17 protein-coding genes and 2 pseudogenes are annotated in these 19964 nt (G+C 53.2%); 3 read left to right on the top strand and 16 right to left on the bottom strand.

The features are described 5' to 3' along the window. The 3 genes and pseudogenes from A3220_RS17920 to gorA form a co-directional block, all read right to left on the bottom strand. Nucleotides 1-133 (bottom strand): annotated as a pseudogene (locus tag A3220_RS17920) (diaminobutyrate--2-oxoglutarate transaminase); the annotation flags it as partial. Nucleotides 134-220: 87 nt separating this feature from the next. Continuing rightward, nucleotides 221-799: a diaminobutyrate acetyltransferase gene (gene ectA / locus A3220_RS09110; RefSeq protein WP_062359677.1), complete on the bottom strand. Its 579-nt coding sequence runs from the start codon at nucleotides 797-799 to the stop codon at nucleotides 221-223. A 228-nt stretch (nucleotides 800-1027) separates the two neighbouring features. Continuing rightward, nucleotides 1028-2410: a glutathione-disulfide reductase gene (gene gorA, locus A3220_RS09105; protein WP_058577946.1), complete on the bottom strand. Its 1383-nt coding sequence runs from the start codon at nucleotides 2408-2410 to the stop codon at nucleotides 1028-1030. Between the two features lie 156 nt (nucleotides 2411-2566). Between gorA and can the strand changes: the two genes are divergently transcribed. Next, nucleotides 2567-3214 carry a carbonate dehydratase gene (gene can / locus A3220_RS09100; protein ID WP_062374489.1) on the top strand — a complete coding sequence of 216 codons (648 nt, stop codon included), beginning with the start codon at nucleotides 2567-2569 and terminating at the stop codon, nucleotides 3212-3214. Nucleotides 3215-3235: 21 nt separating this feature from the next. On the opposite strand, the gene A3220_RS09095 is transcribed toward can, so the two are convergent. The 6 genes and pseudogenes from A3220_RS09095 to A3220_RS09070 all read right to left on the bottom strand — a co-directional run bounded on the left by A3220_RS09095 (nucleotide 3236) and on the right by A3220_RS09070 (nucleotide 12492). Next, the gene (locus tag A3220_RS09095) at nucleotides 3236-3751 is read right to left on the bottom strand and encodes a cytochrome c (protein WP_083602206.1); all 516 of its coding nucleotides are present in this window, start codon (nucleotides 3749-3751) and stop codon (nucleotides 3236-3238) included. An 11-nt stretch (nucleotides 3752-3762) separates the two neighbouring features. Beyond that, nucleotides 3763-4379: pseudogene (gene msrA, locus A3220_RS09090) on the bottom strand (peptide-methionine (S)-S-oxide reductase MsrA). 16 nt (nucleotides 4380-4395) lie between these two features. Then, on the bottom strand, nucleotides 4396-8430 hold the full coding sequence (locus A3220_RS09085; protein WP_062374471.1) for a translocation/assembly module TamB domain-containing protein: 4035 nt from the start codon (nucleotides 8428-8430) through the stop codon (nucleotides 4396-4398). Between the two features lie 9 nt (nucleotides 8431-8439). Then, a complete protein-coding gene (locus A3220_RS09080) occupies nucleotides 8440-10290 on the bottom strand; it encodes an autotransporter assembly complex family protein (RefSeq protein WP_062374469.1) in 1851 nt (616 codons plus the stop codon). 66 nt (nucleotides 10291-10356) lie between these two features. Next, the gene (locus A3220_RS09075) at nucleotides 10357-11190 is read right to left on the bottom strand and encodes a hypothetical protein (RefSeq protein ID WP_062374467.1); all 834 of its coding nucleotides are present in this window, start codon (nucleotides 11188-11190) and stop codon (nucleotides 10357-10359) included. 9 nt (nucleotides 11191-11199) lie between these two features. Continuing rightward, the gene (locus A3220_RS09070) at nucleotides 11200-12492 is read right to left on the bottom strand and encodes a nucleotide sugar dehydrogenase (RefSeq protein WP_062374466.1); all 1293 of its coding nucleotides are present in this window, start codon (nucleotides 12490-12492) and stop codon (nucleotides 11200-11202) included. 205 nt (nucleotides 12493-12697) lie between these two features. On the opposite strand from A3220_RS09070, the gene ubiG reads away from it, so the two are divergent. Together ubiG and A3220_RS09060 are read left to right on the top strand one after the other, a co-directional pair. Then, nucleotides 12698-13441: a bifunctional 2-polyprenyl-6-hydroxyphenol methylase/3-demethylubiquinol 3-O-methyltransferase UbiG gene (gene ubiG, locus A3220_RS09065; RefSeq protein WP_044630063.1), complete on the top strand. Its 744-nt coding sequence runs from the start codon at nucleotides 12698-12700 to the stop codon at nucleotides 13439-13441. Further along, nucleotides 13442-14113: an HAD-IA family hydrolase gene (locus A3220_RS09060; protein ID WP_044630064.1), complete on the top strand. Its 672-nt coding sequence runs from the start codon at nucleotides 13442-13444 to the stop codon at nucleotides 14111-14113. Nucleotides 14114-14133: 20 nt separating this feature from the next. On the opposite strand, the gene A3220_RS09055 is transcribed toward A3220_RS09060, so the two are convergent. Genes A3220_RS09055 through tolQ form a run of 7 tightly spaced genes read right to left on the bottom strand, consistent with a single transcriptional unit; the run spans nucleotide 14134 to nucleotide 19960 of the window. After that, the gene (locus tag A3220_RS09055) at nucleotides 14134-14895 is read right to left on the bottom strand and encodes a YciK family oxidoreductase (RefSeq protein ID WP_062359686.1); all 762 of its coding nucleotides are present in this window, start codon (nucleotides 14893-14895) and stop codon (nucleotides 14134-14136) included. Between the two features lie 33 nt (nucleotides 14896-14928). Next, nucleotides 14929-15738, bottom strand: a complete 810-nt coding sequence (gene ybgF / locus A3220_RS09050) for a tol-pal system protein YbgF (protein WP_044630066.1) — start codon at nucleotides 15736-15738, stop codon at nucleotides 14929-14931. Between the two features lie 47 nt (nucleotides 15739-15785). Then, nucleotides 15786-16328, bottom strand: coding sequence for a peptidoglycan-associated lipoprotein Pal (gene pal, locus A3220_RS09045; protein ID WP_044630067.1), 543 nt, complete (start codon nucleotides 16326-16328; stop codon nucleotides 15786-15788). Between the two features lie 45 nt (nucleotides 16329-16373). Further along, nucleotides 16374-17660, bottom strand: coding sequence for a Tol-Pal system beta propeller repeat protein TolB (tolB, locus tag A3220_RS09040; RefSeq protein WP_054641209.1), 1287 nt, complete (start codon nucleotides 17658-17660; stop codon nucleotides 16374-16376). Continuing rightward, complete coding sequence (gene tolA / locus A3220_RS09035; protein ID WP_128082410.1) at nucleotides 17660-18802, bottom strand: cell envelope integrity protein TolA; 1143 nt, start codon at nucleotides 18800-18802, stop codon at nucleotides 17660-17662. Before tolA ends, tolB begins: the two co-directional genes overlap by 1 nt. Nucleotides 18803-18815: 13 nt before the next feature. Beyond that, nucleotides 18816-19253, bottom strand: coding sequence for a protein TolR (gene tolR, locus A3220_RS09030; RefSeq protein ID WP_054645020.1), 438 nt, complete (start codon nucleotides 19251-19253; stop codon nucleotides 18816-18818). 11 nt (nucleotides 19254-19264) lie between these two features. Continuing rightward, the gene (tolQ, locus tag A3220_RS09025; RefSeq protein ID WP_054641207.1) at nucleotides 19265-19960 is read right to left on the bottom strand and encodes a protein TolQ; all 696 of its coding nucleotides are present in this window, start codon (nucleotides 19958-19960) and stop codon (nucleotides 19265-19267) included. Nucleotides 19961-19964: the final 4 nt, after the last annotated feature.

The raw sequence follows: 19964 nt of genomic DNA, 5'->3' as shown, positions 1-19964 counted from the left end.
CGAGAAAATCAATGTATTCACGGCCATTCTCATCGGTCAGCCGCGCATTCTGTGCCTTGGTAAAGACAACAGGAAACGAACGTGAATAGGTACGAACATTGGATTCCATGCGTTCGAGTGTTTGGGTCTGCATTAGCGACCTCCTTATCAAGTATGTGAGCTAAGCGAGTTAAAACAGCTAGGGCAACACGAGCGGGAAAACGATCTATCGAGACGGCCTTTAGATGTGGTCCGTCTGGAATGGCCCGATACGTACTAGGTTTTCCGGGTCGTGCTCTCCCCCAAGCTGTTCGGTAGAAAAGTATTCACGGCTGTTCAAAGGTGCCTGCCAGCGTGCAGCTAGGCGACGGAACAACCCCCACGATGCTTGGTTGTCAGGGGTGATCGTGGTTTCTAAGTGGTGAACGTCGTCAAGTTCAGGGCGCGACATAATCGCTTCCACCAGACGGCGTGCCAGACCTGTGCCCCGAGCTTTTTCACCTACGGCGACTTGCCATAAAAAATAGGTGTCAGGGGCATTATCTTTGACATAACCGGATACAAAACCAACTACTTCACCCTCTTCGTTGGTAGCCACAGCACAGGTATCGCGGAACTGCGTTGCTAGCAGCAGATAAGCGTAGGCTGAATTAACATCGAGCGGCGGGCACGCTTTGATGAGTTCGTAAATCCCCCAACCATCATCAGCATTGGGCTTACGAATAAAAAGCGGCATTTCGGCATGGCCTACCACGGCATCAGCAACGGTTGGGCGAGCCAGCTCGGCAGAAGGTGTAAAAGGCTTAATAGGCGTACTCATGGTTATGCTTCGCTGTAGCGAATTTGAGAATCATTATAACAGCTGATTATGAGCAATTCAAAAACCATATTATTCATCCTCGCATCTTCTATAATTTTTGGTTATCAAACGAGCGTTACGTACTCTAGCATCAAGTTTCTGGCTACCATCAGAGTTTAGATCAGTGATACCGATGCGCGAGACAAAAAAGGCGAGCCGAAGCTCGCCTTTAGTCGTTGATCAATAAGGTTAATAGCGCGCGGGGGTTCGCATGGTGACGAACTCTTCGGCCCCAGTGGGGTGAATGCCTACCGTACGGTCGAAATCTTCTTTGGTAAGGCCTGCTCGAACGGCGATGGCAATCCCCTGAATCAGCTCGCCTGCTTCTTCACCTACCATGTGAGCACCGACAACAACATCGCTGGCGTCATCGACAATCAGTTTCATCAACATGCGCTCCTGGCTACCGGAAAGCGTGTGCTTCATGGCTCTGAAATCAGTGCGGTAGACCCGTATTTTGGAAAACTTCTCCCTAGCCGCCTCTTCAGATAAGCCGACCGTACCGATATTGGGATGACAGAAAACGGCAGTAGGAATGGTGTCATAGTCCAATGGCCTAGGCGTTTTTTTATGGAAGTGAATATCCACCAGTTGCATCGCCTCTGCCAGAGCGACGGGCGTTAATTCAGGCCCAGCGATTAGGTCACCCAAAGCTAGTATTGAAGGAATCTGCGTCTCATAACGCTCATTCACGGACAGCTTGCCTTCGCTGTTTAGCTCAATCCCCAGTACATCGATACCCAGGCCGCTTGTATTCGCCTTGCGCCCAGTTGCGGCAAGCACCGCATCCACTTCTAAGGTTTCCCCAGTGGTTAGCTCAACCTGCAGAGCACCCTCTGTCCGTTCAATGCGCGCAATGTTGGCAGAAAAATGGAGGTTAACGCCCTTTTTGGCCATTTCATCACACGTGAACTCGCGGACTTCCTGGTCAAACCCTTTTAAAAGCAGGTCGCCTCGATAAATCAAATGTGTCTCGCTGCCCAATCCGTTAAAAATACTGGCGAACTCGACGGCAATATAGCCACCACCCAGTACTAAAAACCTTTCAGGAAAGCTATCTAAGTCAAATACTTGGTTAGAGGTTAAGGTAAGATCGCTCCCTGGAAACTCGGGTACCCAGGGCCAGCCGCCTGTCGCGAGTAAGATTTTTTCGGCGCTGACGCTCACTTCGCCATCTGCATTGGTTAGTGTCACTGTGTGCGGATCAACAACGCGGGCCCGAGCGTTAAACAGTGTTACCCCTGCGCCTTCTAGCATGCGCTGGTAGATGCCGTTAAGCCGTTTGATTTCGCTGGTTTTATTATCTCTTAACGTAGGCCAATCGAAGGTTGCTGGTGAGGCCAGCCGCCAGCCAAAACCTGCCGCATCATCAAAGCTGTCATGAAAATGAGCAGCATACGAGTATAGCTTTTTGGGTACACAGCCCACGTTGACACAAGTACCGCCTAAATAGCGATCTTCCGCAACAGCAACGCGTGCGCCGGTAGCTGCTGCCATACGTGCCGCGCGAACCCCACCTGAGCCCGCTCCAATTACAAATAAATCGAAGTCATATGCAGCATCCGCTGACATGGTTATCTCCTATTCATTACCTGCTTACCCATTGCAGTGGGAAGCGCTAAGATTGACCTTCTTTGCAAGGGAGGTTAAAACGCCTACCTTGTGTTTAAAACGCTGCTGCGCGACGCCGAGCAAGCCCCCCTGATAATGTCACTCCACGGAGACTCGATGCCTGACCAAATTGCAACGCTGCTAGATAACAATCGCGCTTGGGCGGAACGTATGTGTGAAGAAGACCCTGACTTCTTTAAACGCCTCGCTAATCAACAATCACCTGACTACCTGTGGATTGGCTGCTCAGATAGCCGCGTTCCTGCTAACCAAATTATCGCCCTGCCACCAGGCGAAGTATTTGTGCATCGCAATGTCGCTAACCTTCTCCACCACACCGATATGAATGCGCTGTCGGTTGTTCAATATGCGGTGGATGTCCTCAATGTAAGCCATATCATGATTGTTGGGCATTATGGCTGTGGTGGTATTAAAGCAGCTGTCACGGGTGGTGAATGTGGCGTGGTAGATTATTGGCTTCACTCAGTCCGTGAACAGTACAACCGCCATCGAGACACACTCGATCACTTGCCCATTGAAGATCAAATTGATCGCATGTGTGAGTTGAATGTGAAGGCCCAGGTCAACAGTTTGTGCCGCACTAAAATCCTTCAGCGCGCTTGGCAGCGCGGCCAATCCATCTCGGTACATGGCTGGGTATACGGCCTGAGCGACGGTCGCGTGAAGGATTTAAACTGCACTATCAGTGGTCTTGAGCAGGTTGAAACGCTTTATCGCATTGATCGCGTTCAATCCAGCGACTAAACGCTGATGCCTACCGCTTCGTTAATCGTAGCGGTAGGCACGGTGACAACTTCGACAGCTAAGACCCACCTCAGAAAAAGCCCGTGTAGCTGCTCGATAATCTTCCTGTTCCGCAGCGTCTATTAAGACACCTACTTTCTCTTCCAAATCGACAAACCCAGCGGAAAAGTCATCCCATTCTTCCCATATTTCTGGTTTCGCATCAGAGCCTCGCCCATGGGTTCCAGCAATAAATGCGGGTAATAAGTGGGCTTGAGTAGCCTTCTCCTGCAGCTCCGCTAGGCGCGGGGCTGCACCACGAGCGTCTTGATTATTGACTAAGTCAAAGCGCAGCTGACGAAGCAGGCGTTCTAGATCTTTTAGCTCATCCTGTCGCCAGATAACTGCTTCACGCTCACTACCAAAAGGTGTGTCATCAACCGATTGTGGCATTGCGGGCGCTTGTTCAGCGTGAGCCCCAAGGCTAAATAAACCGAACACCACGAAGGTTCCGGCAGAACGGGCAACCTGACTTTGAAGGGGGCGATGAAGCAGCATATTTTTGGACCTCAACCAATGGGACACGTAACACCAGTACCTTTTAAACCGCAGTAACCGCCAGGATTTTTATCTAAATACTGCTGGTGATACGCTTCGGCGTAATAGAACACGTCGAGTGGCTTGATCTCTGTGGTGATACGCCCTTTGCCTGCGCGTTGCAATGCTGCTTGGAACGCCTCTGCGCTTTGCTTAGCAGCCGCCAGCTGGGCCTCGGTAGTGGTGAAAATAGCAGAGCGATACTGGCTACCAATATCATTACCTTGACGGTTACCTTGCGTAGGATCGTGCTGTTCCCAGAAGATGTTCAGCAGTGTGGTCAGACTTACCCGTTGTGGATCATACACCACTTTGACAACTTCGGCGTGCCCTGTTAAGCCTGTACAAGTCTCTTTGTACGTTGGATTGGGCGTGATGCCCCCAGCATAGCCGCTGCCGTCACATACACCCCCGGCTGCTGCCAAAACAGCCGTTCTACCCCCCAGAAGCATCCCATACCCAACACAATTTCCTCATAACCTTCAGCAAACGGTGGGTGTATAGAGTGTCCGGTAATGGTATGAAGGTCGCTGGTCTCAATGGGTGTATCGCGCCCTTCTGGTGCTTGATGTTTCGTAAATAGCGTCATAACACCCTCTTCTATTCTATTGCTGCGGATAAATATAAGGATCGCCTGAGCGCGTGAACGTGTAAATTAGGTCAACGGCTTGGTTAGCACCAGACACCGCCTGTAGATACAGGTTCCGCCATAGCGTATAGCGTAAGGTTAGTTCTGCAATTGGAGAGAAAATACCTACGCCATAGCTAATGCGAAGATCATCAGACAGTTGGCCACTCACCGCTACCTGACTGTCGTCACCCGCCCCGGTGGTATCAAGTGTCAGGTCATCAATTCCAAACGCTTCTCCGATAGAGCCAACGGCCCCACCGGTGCGGCCAAGGGACATACCAATGAGCGCAGTGGTTAGTGCGCTATCAACACCACCACCTGAAGCATCCGGCGCGCGGCCGCGTAGCAAATACGATAGCGCACGGGTCTCGTCCATCGCGGGCTCTGAAAAGATCATCACATTGGGCTGTTCGGCATCGCCTGTTACGCGCAGCCCCGCAATCACATCATCTTCGGTGATATCCGGGTTGCGGATGGCCTCAAAATCTAGCACTGGCAAGCCCGGAGGACCACTAAAGATCAGTTGACCACGACGAATCAATAGATCTTGCCCGAATGCCTGGAAACGGCCATTTACTAAGTTGACGTCGCCAAACAGCTGAAGCGCTCCGCTATCCTGACGAATCTCCAGGCTACCGCCCAATCCTGACTCCAGGCCATAGGCGGAAATTTGCATATCGCGCCCAAGATTCAGTGTAATTAGCACATCCAGAGCCATACCGGTGTCTGCCAGTTCATCAGCTGCACTGGGATCATTCCCAGCCTCTGCCGCAAGACGTGCTTGTCGTTCAGCCTCACGATCATCGCGCTCGGTAATGATAATTTCATCCGGGCTTGGCGATGTTGCTGACGAAGGTAGATCACCCACCTCTAAGCGAGCCCAGGGAAGATCCACATTGCCCCGTACCTGCAGACGCTCTGGGGTAATACGAATGCGAATATCTGGCGCGGCTTCCAGGCGACCGAACTGCGGTAATACCACCAACAAAGGCTCTTGAGTTGCGTTTAGGTCTATGCCAATACGCCACGCTTCATCGGTAGGCCAATAAGCGTTACCGCTAATCGAAAGCCGGCCTCGCTCGGCAGCGAGAAAACCGTCTATATTTCCCTCTTCGCCATCAAAGGCTACCGCCAGCTCGCCATCCACAATAGTAATGGGAATATCGGGCCCGCTAATACGCAGGCTGCGTAAGGCTAGTTCACCCTGTAAATCAGGCTGGCTTGTGGTGCCACCAATTTGCACGCTGCCATTTAAGCCGCCTTCAAGCTCATCCATACCCACCACCATAGGGCGATAGGGTGCTAACGTGATGTTATTTGCCCGTAGCTGACCATCAAGCGCTCCCTGACCCAATGGGTCGTTTACCGCTAGATTAAGCGTAAGCTCACCTGCTTCCGACAGAGCAAGCAGTACATCCGCTTGGGCCTGTGCTTGATTGGCTTCAATTTTCGCATCCAGATTAATAGTGGGAAGCTCTACTGGCTGACCGTAATCATTGACTGCCGTGATGGCTAACTCACTGAGCAGCTGAAGATTGGCTTGCCACTGGGCGCCTCCCTGCCCCCAGTTGGCTACTAGATCCGCCGTGGTATCACCTTCAAAGCTCCACTCCTCTGGCAAGAAAGGTTCCAGCATCTCCATGGGTACTTCGCGAACACTCAGCACTGCACGCCCCTGGTCGGATGACGCGGTAATGGGCTCTTCAGAGCATACGAGGCCGCCCTGCAACCGACGCAGGCAGAAAGGTGTTAAGCGTGCCTGGCCGTTAGCAAGATTGTAAGTGATATCCAGCGGCGCTTCCAAGCGAATGTCCCCCGCTTCTGAATCAACTTCCAGCGGGGTTAATCGCGCCTGATACTGTTGAGCCTGCTGGTTAAAGCGCCCGTCTAAGGCCAAATTAGCTTGGCTCAGAACGTTATCGGCTTCGCCTGTGGTACTGAGTTGCAAGGCATGCTCGGAAAGTCGCCCGGTGAGGTCAAGGGCGACCGACGCGAGCGCTTGCCCACCTGCATTAACGCCTTGCAAATCCAGTTCGATATTGAGATCGGGGTCGTCAAGACCCTCGACATTACCCGATAGAGAGAGCGTAGTTAGCCTATTTTCAGCAAAGCGTAAACTGCGACCATTCAGCTCTACTACCACTTCTGGCCGGGAGAAACTGCCTTGGGCTTGAATATCACCGGTTAATGTCCCTGCTAGATCAGGATGTAAGCTTTGGAGCTGATTCAGCGTGATATTGGCCTCAAGAGACATCGCCTCTTGGCTGAGTTGTCCTGATGCCGTTAGACGGTTATCACCTTGGGTAAAGAGCAGCTCTTCAATATCAACTTCCAGTTCGCTGTTAGCCTCAAGAGAAGCTTTGAGTGTGAGTGGGTACTCCTGTAGCTGCCCCTGGATATCTAGCTCCGGCAGGCTAATGTCCCAGCGCTCGCCGCGCTGGCGTACGCTGGCGACGATATCGCCACTTAGATTGCCAGCTAGCTGCGGAACAAACAGCGATGGATCTACATTTTCCAAGCGCACGTTGGTATCGACCTCAATCGCCTCTTCCCAGCTTACCCGGCCCTCGCTGCTAAGCGCACTATCATTAATAGTGAGGGTGAGAGGTGACCAATGGAAAGAGGCTAAATCGCCCTCTCCACTCAAACGGATGGCGGTGGCAGGCACTTGTGGGCCTTCGGCATTCGTTTCAAGCGTTACTTGATAGGCCTCCAGGCTGCCGTTGACACCAAGGCTAAGGTTTTCCAGCACGTAGCTCTCAGCTGTAGTGGCAGGTTCTTCCGATGACGCCTCTGGAATCTCGCTGTTGTCAAATAGCGGCCACTGCAAACGGTCGCTCTCTAGTTGCGCTTCAAATGGGAGCGTGGGAGCTAACGCATCTACTTGCGCAGTCAATGACGCATTAACGGGCCCGGTTGCGTTGAGATTCGCGGTCAGGTCAGCAAGGCTACCAGAAAGATTCAGTGCCACCTGCTCACCGCTAAGTGCTGGGAATAACTCGGGTAGCCATAGTTCTGCACGAATCGCAGCATCCAGTGGGTAGTCGCCGCTTAGAGTGACATTGACAGATAAGGTGGCGTCAGCATCAGGTGTGGCAAGCTCCAGAGTGCTTAGCGTTATGTCGCTGCCCTCGGCCCGAGCTTCTACAAGCAGTCGCTCAATCTGATACTCAGCAGCGCCACTTATTGTTATGTCAGTGACTAACAGTGATGCCAGCTCTACGTTAATCGGCAGCTGAATCTCGGGAAGCGTAAGCCGCTCACGCTCGCTAAGGGCAATAGCCTCATTGTCAGCCGCAGGCTTCGCCGGCTGAGCTAGCTGAATAGCGCCGTCTATACCGGCGGCGTTTAGCGATGTATCTATCTTTTGCGTCAACAGCACGCCGGGAGATGGCGGCAAGTAGAGAGAAAGCTCTTCCAGTGTGGTAGGTGCGATAGTGACTTGCTGCTGCTCGGCGGTTATGGAAGTAGCAAATGCTTCCCAGCCCACTTGTGTACCGTCGGCCAGCGTCAGCTGTACGTTATTGAGAGCGATATCGCGCAGTTCAATCGGAAACGGCAGATAAATGCTGAACGGTGCATTGCTTTCCTGTGGCGGCTCCTCGGTTGCTGAGCTTTCAGCTAAGCGAATATCTGCACCCTCAACGCGTAGCGTGTCTAAGCATAACTGACCGGATAGCAAGCAATCTTCTGCCCAGGCAAGCTCAAAATCCGCTAGCGTAATTTGAGTGCCACCAACAGCCATTTGAAAGCCTTGCAGTCGAAAGCTGTCCAGTAGCGCGCCCTCTTGCTGCTCGTAGGTGAAAAAACCACGTTGTTCACCTTGGGAAAACAGCTGCCCGGTTCCCCAAGGGGAGAGCGCCACCCCGGCAACTAAGGCAATTAACCCAAACAGCCATAACGGCAATACGATGATAAGGCGTAACAGGCTCCAGAATGCTAACCAAGTACGGCGCTTAGGTGAGAGCCTCTGACGGTTTTGGGGCGCTTTTGAATCAACCTTAGCCAAAGAGCTCTCCTAGAATTCTGGACCAATCGAAAAGTGCACGCGGAAAGCGTCGTCGATATCAAAGGGATGTGCGATGTCGAAACGTATCGGGCCAACGGGAGACACCCAGCGCACGCCCACGCCCGCGCCTGTTTTAAGGCCAGTCGGGCCCCAATTATCGAACGCATCCCCTGTATCAATAAAGGTGGCGCCCCACCAGTCTCCCGTAACACGACGCTGATACTCTAATGTGGAGGTCAGCATTTGTTGGCCGCCACGTAAGCGACCTTTTTCATTACGCGGTGACAAGCTCTTGTAGGAGTAACCGCGTACGCTGCGATCACCGCCTGCGAAGAAACTCAGCGATGGCGGAATCTTGTCAAAGTCACTGGTCTCGATAGCGCCAATGCTTAATCGAGCTAAAAAGCGGTTGTCATTACCGATGGTGCGAATCCATTCGGTATCGCCGGTTAGCCGGGTGAATTTGGCGTCAGACCCCCAGGCTCTGTCAGAGTACTCAATCGATAACTGCTGACGATCGCCCCACAGAGGAAAACGTTGAGGACGAGTGCGGGTTCGCGACCACTGAATCCCTGGATAAAACAGCCAAACCTCATCAGCTTGGCCGCCTTGGGTAAAGTCTTCATACGTTGTGCGGAAGTAGAGCGTTTGTACCCAACGGTTCTCAAATTCCCAACGCCGAGCCACTTCTACGGTGCCTTCCAAGGATTTTGTGTCGCCATCGTCAATATTGCGCACGCCATACTGCAGGCGGTAGTTATCCCGTATCGGGTCCTCTAGCGGAATATTGTATACCCCCGTAAAACGCTGTTCAGGGGCAGAAAGATAGAGATCATGATCCAGACTGTGACCAAACCGGTTGATCCATGGCTGCTGCCAGCCAAAACGCAGGCGTGGGCCTACATCTGTGGCATAACCTATACCTACCTCAAACTGGTGGCGATCTGCCGGCTCGACACTGACATCGATGGGCAAGCGGGTATCGTCACGGCTGTTAATACTGAGAGCACTGGCAAGCGCTGCGCTACTTACTCTAGAGCGTTCAGGCTGCGATGCAGTGGCTTCGTTCCACCAGGGCGACCCTCCGCTCGGCGGAGCGATTGTCAATTCTTGAGCTGTCTCCAGCCGGGGCCGTACGGAGACAGAACTAAACCATCCTGTTTCAGCTAAACGCTGATTATAGCGGGCCAGGGATTCCGCTAGGTAAGGCTCACCAGCACGAAACGTCTGCATTTGTCGCAGCCGCTCAGGTTCAATATGGCTGCCCGTAATAAATGTATCGCCAAAGTGATAGCGTGGCCCGCTATCAAAGGCCATATAGAGGCGAGCGCTTTCCAAGTAAGGGCGCACTTCCATCCGTCGATCTGAAAACCCCCAGTCGAAGTAGCCCCGCTCAATAGCTAGACCGGCAAACTGGCTACGTAGACTGTCCCAGGGGGCATGGCGCAGCGGCTCCCCCTGCTTTAAAGGAAAATCATCAAGCGCGTCTTGGAAAGGGGGGTCATTGTTCGCATCCCCTGTAATACTGATGTCGAGTACTTCAATCACTACCTGAGGCCCTGATTCAATACGCACGGCGATGGGCGGCTGATCTAGCTCGACAGTAATATCAGGTTCGTAATAGCCATATACTCGCATGGCTTCTTGCGTGCGCTGGCGTATTTCACCTTCCAAGCGGGCATCGGTGTACTGGTCGGCCTCAATATTTTCTAAATAGGCCTCAATATTAACTAGCACACGCCCATCAACACCGCTGATGTCTGCTTCAAGGGCCCAAGAGACCGATGAAGCAGACATTAGCGGCAGCACCAGTAAATACGCCACTTGTTTGGCCGTAGGCCACCGCCGTTGTCTTCCCATACCGTTATATCCCTAACCCTATCATCGGCTTAGTGGCTTGTTTCTTCCACATCGTGATGCTGCTATTTAATTGCGCAGCATTTCCATCTGCGCACTAAAGGCTAGCTGCGCCTGCCGAATCTGCCGTAAGTCGCTCTCAAGCGTGTTTAAGCGCTGGGTCCACTGCGCTTCCAGCGCTGTTAATTCAGCTTGGCTAGCAGGCTCTTCTTGAGGTTTGAATTCAGCGACAGTAGAAGAGAGCTGCGTTAACTGCTGCTCGACATTTTCCCGCCAGATACTCAACTGCTCTTCAGTAGCAGTTCGGTCGCTGGCTACCTGGCGCTCCATGGTATCGAGCCGCTGGTTGATGACCCCCTCTAAATGAGTAACCTCCTCCACTAAATTTTGCCTACCAGAGGTACCCGCTTGCTCTAAGGCATCTAGCGATGTCCGAATAGCGGCTAGCTGGCTATCACGAAGGGCTGCTTGCTCCTGAAATTGCTCGAATCGTTGTGAAAATGTCTCAAGCGCCTCATTTGATACAAGCTCTTCATTTTCTGTGAGAAGCCCGTAGAGCTCTTCACGCGTATTAGTCAATGCCACAGCCAGCTGCTCCTGCTCTTGGAACAGAGTGGACATCTGAGCTTGTACAAAGGTTATCGCATCTTGGGCCTCTGTGTCATCGGAGTCGAGCCTTGCGTGAAGATTAGACACCTCACCACTCACACGATGCACTTCTGCTAGCAATCTCTCTCTTTCGTACCAAACCCCTGCTGCTGCTGCGCCTAATAGCAACATCAACAGAATTAATACGAGCCAAAGCGGCCATAATCGCGGCCCCCTGCGATGGCGTAAGTGCTGTGCTGTCAGGCTTTGATCCACGTCGGGAACAATACGCTGAGATGAAGTGACATCGGACATATGTTTTCCTTAGGGCGTCGTTGGATCGGCGCGTCGTCCAATTCCCCGATAATGTAAGCCGCAGCTGGCTACAAAAGTGGGGTCGTAGATATTGCGTCCATCCAATATTAGCTTTTCGCGTAGCAGTGAGGCTAAGCGGTGCCAGTCAGGATTCCAGTAGGCTTTCCATTCGGTCACTAGCATCAGGGCGTCTGCACCCTGGCAGGCAAGATAAGGATCATCCTCGAACGTCATTAAATCATTCCGCTGCCCAACCGCCGAGTAGAGCGCTGGAATAGCCGCCGGGTCGTGTAGTTTGACCGTGACTCCCTGTGCCCAGAGCGCTTCAAGCAGCGTTAACACCGGTGCATGATCAATCCGGGCGGTGCCTGGTTTGAACGCGGCACCCCATATCGCTACCGTTTTGCCTGCTAAATCACCCTCAAAAAATCCCCACAACTTTCTGAACAGCGTCTCTTTTTTCTGCTCATTGATGTCCATCACCTGCTCAAGCAGCGCCGAGTAGCGACCACTGGATGACTGAACATCGGCTAAGCGCATCAAATCACGCGAGAAGTTAGGGCCACCAAAGCCACATCCTGGATAAAGGTACTCAAACCCTATCCGCGTATCTGCGCCCATACCCTGGCGTACATGCTCAACGTCCACTCCTAACGTATCGGCAAGACCTGCAATTTCATTCATATAGCTGATACGGGTAGCCAACATACCATTGATGGCCAGCTTGGTCAGTTCAGCGGCACGACAAGGCATGCATTGAAACACTTCGCTACGACGATTGAAGGCACGCAGTAGCTCTCTTGTCATTTGCTCACCCATGGCGTCATCGCACCCGAGCAGCCAGCGCACTGGACGAGTAAAAGAGAGCCAGGCTCGCCCTTCTTCCAGAGTGTCAGGCAGTGCCACACGACTATGCTGGTGTCCCATTAGCGAATGCAAACGCTCGGTCTCGCCCACTGGGAATGTTGAATTATTGACCAGCACCGCGCCGCTGTACTCCTGAAACATTGGGTGTTGTAAAAGCGAATTGGCTGACTGACGCTGACTAGGAGAAAGCGCTAACCAAACAATATCAGGCGTTTCAGAGACGTCAGGAGTAGCAACGATGGTTAAGTTGCCTGCTGCCATGGCTTGCTCAATCTGTGCCATCAGCGATGGTTCTCGGCGTAGCCAGTCAGCACTGGCCAGCGTTGGCCAGGGAACGCTCTCGTGGAGTAACCAGTCAACGTGATGACCTACCCAAGCAAGCGCCGCCGCCGCAGTTGCGGCGCTTAATTCACTACCATGCAGCAATACACGCATTCAGATACTCTCCCTGGCCAATAAGCGCCGATAAAATAAAGTGTTAGGCGTCATGCTGAGTTCCTTTCCATGCGTTTCGCGTTAGGAGTGGTTAGAATAACCATAATACTCAACGTTTGAGTGGATGCCACCTTGCCGCTAACCACCGCGAAATGGCAAACCATATTCATTTCACTCAAGACCAACTGCCGATGGGGGTTACACCATGTCAGTGACACTTCAGGATAGCACCACTCGCCGCTATCAAGACAACGTCGATGCCGCAGAAGTTGCGAAATTTGAAGCACTTGCCAGTCGCTGGTGGGATCCAGAGAGCGAATTTAAACCGCTTCACGATATTAACCCTCTGCGCTTGGACTTTATCGATGCTCGGGCTGGGCTGGCTGGTAAGAAAGTGCTGGATGTAGGTTGCGGTGGCGGTATTTTGAGCGAATCGATGGCCCATCGAGGAGCCAGCGTGACGGGCATTGACCTAGGGGAAGCACCGCTAGGGGTGGCGCGGCTTCACGCTGAAGAGAGTGGCGTTACGGTAGAGTACCGGCATATCAGCGTTGAAGGTTTAGCCGCTGAAGAGCCCGGGCACTATGATGTGGTGACCTGCATGGAGATGTTGGAGCATGTACCCGACCCCGCTTCGGTTATCCGTGCCTGCAGTACACTGGTTCGCCCTGGAGGCTATGTATTTTTCTCAACGCTTAACCGCACACCGAAGTCTTACGCCTTTGCCATCCTAGGGGCCGAATACGTGTTGAAGCTGCTGCCCCGTGGTACCCACGACTACGCCAAGTTTATTCGCCCTTCCGAAATGGCACACTGGGCGCGTACGGCATCTCTTGAGGTGCGTGAGCAAACGGGACTTACTTATAACCCTATTACACGGCACTATCGTCTGGTTCCTCATGATGTATCCGTCAATTACATGATGTACTGCCGCAAAGCGAGCGAGTAAATGTTGATACCCTCCCCCCAGGCGATACTGTTTGATTTAGATGGCACATTGGTAGATACCGCCCCCGACTTGGCTGCCGCAACTAACGCGTTAAGAGCCCATCACGGCTTAGCGGCCCTGCCGTTCCAGGAAATACGTGGGCAAGTGTCTAATGGTGGCAGCGCCCTGGTCACGCTGGCGCTTGGCCTTGAAAGCGGTAGTGACGAGCATGATGAGGCAAGGCAGTTCTTGCTGGATGCTTACGAGCAAGCAGTGGCGGTCCATAGCAAGCTTTTCGAGCCGTTAAATGAGTGGCTAACGCAGTGGCACAGTGAAGAGCGACTTTGGGGAATTGTGACTAATAAACCGCGGCGCTATACCTTGCCGCTTTTGGAAGCGCTGGCGCTAACGCCAGGGGCGTTGCTCTGCGCTGATGACTTAAGTGTTAAAAAACCTGCGCCTGAGCCGCTTTGGGAAGCAGCAAAACGCCTCGGTGTTTCCCCCGAAGCGTGCTGGTATATCGGCGACCATGTTCGCGATATGCAAGCGGCTAAAGCAGCCGGTATGACGGCTGTCGCCGTGGGCTATGGCTATATCAGTGAAGAAGACGACTACCAGAGCTGGCCTGCCGACCTGTGGTTTACAACGTGTGATGAGCTGGTAGCCGCTCTTCATGACCACCGCACTGATTAGCCTTCGCCAGTGTGGAAACGTTAGACGCGTGGCGGCTGGGCATCAAACTTCTGGCCGCTAACGCCTTTACTATCAGGCCCCATCAGCCATAGGTAAGTGGGCATGACCTCTTCAGGCGTACGCAGTGTAAACGGATCTTCACCTGGGTAAGCAGTGCGGCGCATTTGGGTACGCGTAGCACCTGGATTCAGCGTATTCACTCGAACATTCGTCTGATTCTCTAATTCATCAGCCAGCACCTCCATAAATCCTTCTGTGGCGAATTTTGACACAGAATAGGCACCCCAATACGCACGCCCTTTACGGCCAACGCTGGAGGAAGTGAAGATAACCGATGCATCATCAGACGCCTGGAGCAATGGCAGCAGCGCTTGAGTCATCCAGATGGGACCATTGATATTGACCTGCATTACCTGACCCCACAGTTCGGGATTATACTGCTCGAACGGAGTAATGCGGCCAAGCAGCCCAGCGTTGTGCAATAACCCATCTAGACGGCCAAACTCTTTATCCAGCGTTTCTGCCATATCGTGAAAATCTTTGAGTGTCGCCCCTTCAAAATTGAGCGGAAAAATAGCCGGCTGTGGCCCGCCAGCCGCTTCAATTTCATCATAAACGCGTTCAAGTTTAGCAATAGTGCGGCCTAGCAATATAACGGTAGCCCCATGACGGGCATAGGTTAATGCCGCCGCGCGGCCAATCCCATCTCCCGCACCGGTTACCAACACGACGCGATTTTCTAGCAGATTGGGCGCTGGTTGATAGTCGATTTTGCAGCTCATGAGGTTTCCTTGAAGCTAAAAAAGTAAACGGTATTAACCCGCCGACTGGCGTAAGAAGTCATTGGCCAACCCAGCGGCACTGCTTTGGGGATAGTCATCCCGCACTTGTTCCAACAGCTCGCGGCTACGCTCTGCTTCGCCTTTACGCGCCTTAACCAAGCCGAGTTTGTAGAGCGCATCGGGTACTTTGGTACTACCGTTGTACTGCTCAATAACGCGCGTGAAGGCTTGATCAGCTGCATCTAACTCACCCTCTGCAGCATAAAGTTCGCCCAGCCAGTAATGGCCGTTCGCCGTCAAGCTACTTTCTGGGTGGTCGGCCACAAAGGACTCAAAGGCCGCAATAGCATCTTCAAACTGGCGCGCCTGAACGTGGGCAAATGCAGCTTGATAAGCCGCTTGTGCGTCTTCACTTACATTACGGGCGGAAGGCGCTTGCACAACCTGCTCCGCTACTTCTGGCTCAACTTGAGGCGTTGCCTGCTCAATTTGACTGGGCGCGCTGCTCATCAAGCGGTCTTCAATATCCAGGTATTGCTGCTGCGATTGGTTTCGCAGTTGCTCTAACTGGTGACGCAGTTCTTCAATCTGGCCACGCAGCTGTTGAATTTCCTGCTGGTGCTCTTGCACTTGGTTAAACAGGACAAGATTACCGCCTGACGACTCTTGCCGCTGAGTTTGCTGATAAAAGCTATTGGACGAACCTGAGGAGAGGTCTTGGACCAGCGGCTGCTGCGCCAAGGCGGATGCTGACAGAAGGGATAAAGGCAATACGGACAGCGGGAGCGCTATGGCTCCCGCACCGCACAGCCTCTCAAAATAGCGTTTGAGACTGTGATTCATGATAGCTCCGAGTGATACAGTTGGCGTGCCAGGGCACGCCAATACTATCAGTAGTTAAAGACGACGCGACGGTTTTGCGAGTAGGCGCTTTCGTTTTGGCCACTCACTGCCGGACGCTCTTCACCGTAGCTAACCACGCTCATTTGTGAAGGAGATACACCCTGAATATTCAGGAAACGCTGTACGGCTCCCGCACGACGCTCACCTAGCGCCATGTTGTATTCACGGGTACCGCGTTCGTCGGTGTGACCGTGAAGAACAACGCGGGCGTTCGGGTTAGCACGCAGGTAGCGCGCATGAGCCATTACCACAGATTCGTATTCGCTCTTAATGGTATCGCGATCGTAATCGAAGTAAATAGTGCGTACTTCAGGAATACGAGAATCCGCCTGCTGACCAGCAGCGCCAGAACCTGACGTTGAGCCATACTGACCACTAGTGCCAACACCAGACGTGCTAGACCCCATACTGCTGCCATCCTGGCTTCCGTACGAGTCTCCGTCTTGGGTTCCGCCGGTGCTGGAACAGCCAGCGATAACTACGATAGATAAAGCGACTGCTAATGAGCGAGCCAACGGCTTAAGTTGCATAATCAGACTCCTTGCCTGAAAACAGAAGTTAGTGCTGTTCATCTATTAATTTAAGAAAGGTGACCACGCGGGATCACGTACATCACCTTGTGCTGCGGGCAACCTAAATGACGAGCGGCCATCGGCTGAAACGGCACTTAGTACTCCGCTACCACCCTGTTGGGTAGCGAAGATTACCATGGTCCCGTTCGGCGCAACACTAGGAGATTCATCTCTTGTTGATTCGCTTAATACCACTAAGCGGCCACTCTCAAGATTCTGCTTCGCCACTTGAAAACCGCGGCTGGAACGGTGAATCAAAAAGATTTCTTCACCGTCTGGCGAAAAGCGTGCACGGGCGTTGTAGTTGCCCGTAAAGGTCAGTCGGTTGGTCTCTCCACTGCCTAACGAGGTTTGATAAATCTGCGGGCCACCGCTGCGATCCGACGTAAAAATCAAGCTACGACCATCAGGAGACCACGCGGGCTCGGTATCGATACTGTTGCTGTTAGTAATACGGTCCAGCGAACGGTTAGCTACGTCCAGCACGTAAATTTCTGGCTGACCGTCTTTGGATAACGACATGGCGATACGACGGCCATCTGGCGACCATGTTGGCGCACCATTGATACCACCAAATGAGGTGGCTTGAACGCGCTGACCTGTATTAACGTCTTGGATGTAGATAGACGCCTTGCCTGTTTCGAAAGAGACATACGCCAGCTTGCGGCCATCCGGCGACCAAGCGGGCGACATAATGGGCTGATCCGAGGTCAGCACCTGCTGGCTTCGACGGCCATCGGCATCAGCCACATACAACCCAAACTGCATGTTATCGCCTAGGCCCTGAGCCGTAACGTAAGCAATGCGGGTTGAGAAAGCGCCGCGAATATCGGTAATCGCCTCGAAAATTTGGTCACTGATGTAGTGCGCCGCACCACGAAGGTCGTTGCCACTGGCAGTCACGGTTTCACTGATCATGGGACGTTGGCCGCTAATATCGACCAGGTCGAACTGCAACTCATAACCGTTGCCTGTCTGCTGCGCGCGCCCAACGACGAGATAACGCACGTCCAGCGATCTCCAAGTGCCAAACTCTACGTCAGACGCTTGGCTTGGACGGTCGAACATAGCACTACGCTCTAGCGGTGCGAAAAATCCGCTGCGTTCAAGGTCGTCTTGTACAATTTGCGCGACATCTTCAGGTAGGCCTTCGCTGCCTGCGAATGGCACGACCCCGATAGGCAACGCCTGATCGCTACCACGCGTTATCTCAATGGTTAAATTAGCGCTTGCTACGCTGCTGATTAGTAGCAGTACGCAAAAAAGCCACATTTTGCTTAACGTTTGCATCAGCGAACATCCCCCGGGGTAAATCGCAGATTAAATTGACGTAAAGTACGCTGCTGTTCCGCTGGCAAGTCACGTAACTCGCCAAACGGTGCTGCATGTTCCACCGCCTGCATAGCTGAGCGATCAAAAGCACTATCACCGCTGGATGAAGCGACAGAGGTCGCTAGTAGCTCACCCGATGGACCAAGCCTCACTTGTATCGTAGCACTCATTGCGTTGCTCGCTCCTGGAGGGATAACCCACGCTTGCTCTACAGCACGCCGGACAATGTTAATAAAGCTGTTTGCCGCCTGTTGGGCCTGCTGTGCATTAGCGGCCGCTTCTGCCTCGCCTGCTAACTGACGTTGCATGGCCGCTTCGGCTGCCTCAGCAGCACGACGCTCTTCTGCTTCACGCTGTTTCTGGGCTTCTGCTTCGCGAGCGCGCTGCTCCTCCGCTTCCCGTTGGCGACGAGCTTCTTCCTCCCGCTGGCGCTGCGCTTCGGCTTCACGCTCACGTTGTTCTTCCGCTTCGCGCTGGCGTTGGGCTTCTGCTTCACGGGCACGTTGGGCCTCTTCTTCCCGAGCGCGTTGCTCTTCAGCCTCACGTTGGCGCTGAGCCTCGGCTTCCGCCCGTGCACGCTCTGCTTCCGCTTCACGCTGGCGCTGGGCTTCGGCCTCTGCCTGCGCACGCTGCTCTTCCGCTTCACGTGCTTGGGCTTCTGCCGCTTGCTGTTCGGCTAATCGCTCAGCTTCTTCTGCGCGACGCTGGGCTTCGGCTTCGGCTTCAGCTTCTGCTTGGGCTTGTTCTAGCGCGCGAGCCTGTTCCGCTGCCTCAGCTTCTGCTTCGCGCTGGGCTGCCTCGGCGGCAGCTTGCTGCTCCGCCGCGGAAGGCTCATCGCTAGGCGGCTCTGGATCGGGCTCTTCGGGTTCAGAGGCATTGTTCATTGCGGCCTGTTGCTCAGTGACTTGCTGGGCCTGATCAGTGAACGTTTCCGTGCTCACGAACGTCGCTTGTACGATCGAAGAAGAGTCTGGTTCCGCCGACATGCTGGGCAGCTTGACCAAGCTAAAGATAACCACGAGCAAGTGCACGGCAACAGCCAAAATCGTTGGCCACGTGTAGCCAACGTCTTGTGGGTCACGCGGTGGTTTTACAGCCATGTGCGACTCGCCCTTAACCATCTTGGGGCGGCTCTGAGAGCAGCCCTACGTTGGCGACACCCGAACTCTGCAGTGTGCTCATCAGCAGCACAATCTGGCCATAAGGCACATTGCGATCTCCGCGCACCATCACAGGCGTACCGGGACGACGCTGAAGAATAGCAGTCACTCGCTCCGACATTTGCTCCAGAGAAACCGCCGTCGAATCTTCTCCCAGAGTAATAAAGTAGCCGCCATCGCGATCTACCGAGATGATGATCGGGTCATTATCTTCCTGGGTTTCAATAGGCTCAGAGGTGACTTGAGGCAGATCTACTTGAACGCCTTGTGTCAGCATGGGAGCAGTAATCATAAAAATGACAAGCAGTACCAGCATCACGTCGATAAAAGGGACAACGTTGATCTCCCCCATCGGCTTGCTTTTGCCACTACGATTGAACGGACCTTGCATGGCAGACTCCCTTAACTAGCGCTAGGTTTGCCGTCACGTCCTTGCAAGTTACGGTGCAAGATTGCGTGAAACTCTTCAGCAAAGTCTTCATATTTACCCAGTAAGCGAGAAGCGTTATTGGATAGACGGTTGTAGAAAATAACAGCGGGAATCGCTGCGAAAAGTCCCATTGCCGTGGCAATCAGCGCTTCTGCAATCCAGGGTGCAACAGTCGCTAGTGTCGCTTGCTGGGTCATGGAAAGTGATTGGAATGAGCCCATAATGCCCCATACCGTACCAAATAAGCCGATATAAGGACTGGCGGAGGCAACCGTTGCCAGAAAAACAAGATGTTGGGTCAGGCGGTCTTCTTCCCGCGACCAGGCGACTCGCATGCTGCGCTGGACACCTTCCAGTACCGTATCGGCACTGCGGGTTTTAGGCATTAGGCGGTTAAATTCCCGAAAACCTGCCTGGAAAATGTGCTCCGCTCCATGACGAGGGGCATCAGCAGGAATTTCGCGGTAGAGCTCGTTTAGGTCAACACCTGACCAAAACGACTCTTCAAACTGGTTGTACTCTTGCTTGGCTCGGCGTAGCGCAATGCTGCGCTGAAAGATCACCACCCATGAGAGGATTGACCCCACCACTAGCAGCAGCATGACCAGCTGTACCACAATGCTGGCACTCATTATTAAGTGGGGAATGGACATGGTGTTATCGTTCACAGTT

The sequence above is a fragment of the Halomonas sp. KX33721 genome (genome assembly GCF_001596805.1).
In the GTDB taxonomy this organism is placed as follows: domain Bacteria; phylum Pseudomonadota; class Gammaproteobacteria; order Pseudomonadales; family Halomonadaceae; genus Vreelandella; species Vreelandella aquamarina.
The sequence above is the reverse complement of the archived record's forward strand: the minus strand, read 5'-3'. Positions and strand labels throughout refer to the sequence as shown.

Bases quoted from the DNA above. Each gene is read 5' to 3' on its own strand.
- A3220_RS09080 (WP_062374469.1), bottom strand. From the start codon at position 10,290: ATGGGAAGACAACGGCGGTGGCCTACGGCCAAACAAGTGGCGTATTTA.
- ubiG (WP_044630063.1), top strand. From the start codon at position 12,698: ATGTCAGTGACACTTCAGGATAGCACCACTCGCCGCTATCAAGACAAC.
- A3220_RS09055 (WP_062359686.1), bottom strand. From the start codon at position 14,895: ATGAGCTGCAAAATCGACTATCAACCAGCGCCCAATCTGCTAGAAAAT.
- pal (WP_044630067.1), bottom strand. From the start codon at position 16,328: ATGCAACTTAAGCCGTTGGCTCGCTCATTAGCAGTCGCTTTATCTATC.
- ectA (WP_062359677.1), bottom strand. From the start codon at position 799: ATGAGTACGCCTATTAAGCCTTTTACACCTTCTGCCGAGCTGGCTCGC.
- A3220_RS09070 (WP_062374466.1), bottom strand. From the start codon at position 12,492: ATGCGTGTATTGCTGCATGGTAGTGAATTAAGCGCCGCAACTGCGGCG.
- ybgF (WP_044630066.1), bottom strand. From the start codon at position 15,738: ATGAATCACAGTCTCAAACGCTATTTTGAGAGGCTGTGCGGTGCGGGA.
- A3220_RS09075 (WP_062374467.1), bottom strand. From the start codon at position 11,190: ATGTCCGATGTCACTTCATCTCAGCGTATTGTTCCCGACGTGGATCAA.
- gorA (WP_058577946.1), bottom strand. From the start codon at position 2,410: ATGTCAGCGGATGCTGCATATGACTTCGATTTATTTGTAATTGGAGCG.
- can (WP_062374489.1), top strand. From the start codon at position 2,567: ATGCCTGACCAAATTGCAACGCTGCTAGATAACAATCGCGCTTGGGCG.
- A3220_RS09095 (WP_083602206.1), bottom strand. From the start codon at position 3,751: ATGCTGCTTCATCGCCCCCTTCAAAGTCAGGTTGCCCGTTCTGCCGGA.
- tolB (WP_054641209.1), bottom strand. From the start codon at position 17,660: ATGCAAACGTTAAGCAAAATGTGGCTTTTTTGCGTACTGCTACTAATC.
- tolA (WP_128082410.1), bottom strand. From the start codon at position 18,802: ATGGCTGTAAAACCACCGCGTGACCCACAAGACGTTGGCTACACGTGG.
- A3220_RS09060 (WP_044630064.1), top strand. From the start codon at position 13,442: ATGTTGATACCCTCCCCCCAGGCGATACTGTTTGATTTAGATGGCACA.
- tolR (WP_054645020.1), bottom strand. From the start codon at position 19,253: ATGCAAGGTCCGTTCAATCGTAGTGGCAAAAGCAAGCCGATGGGGGAG.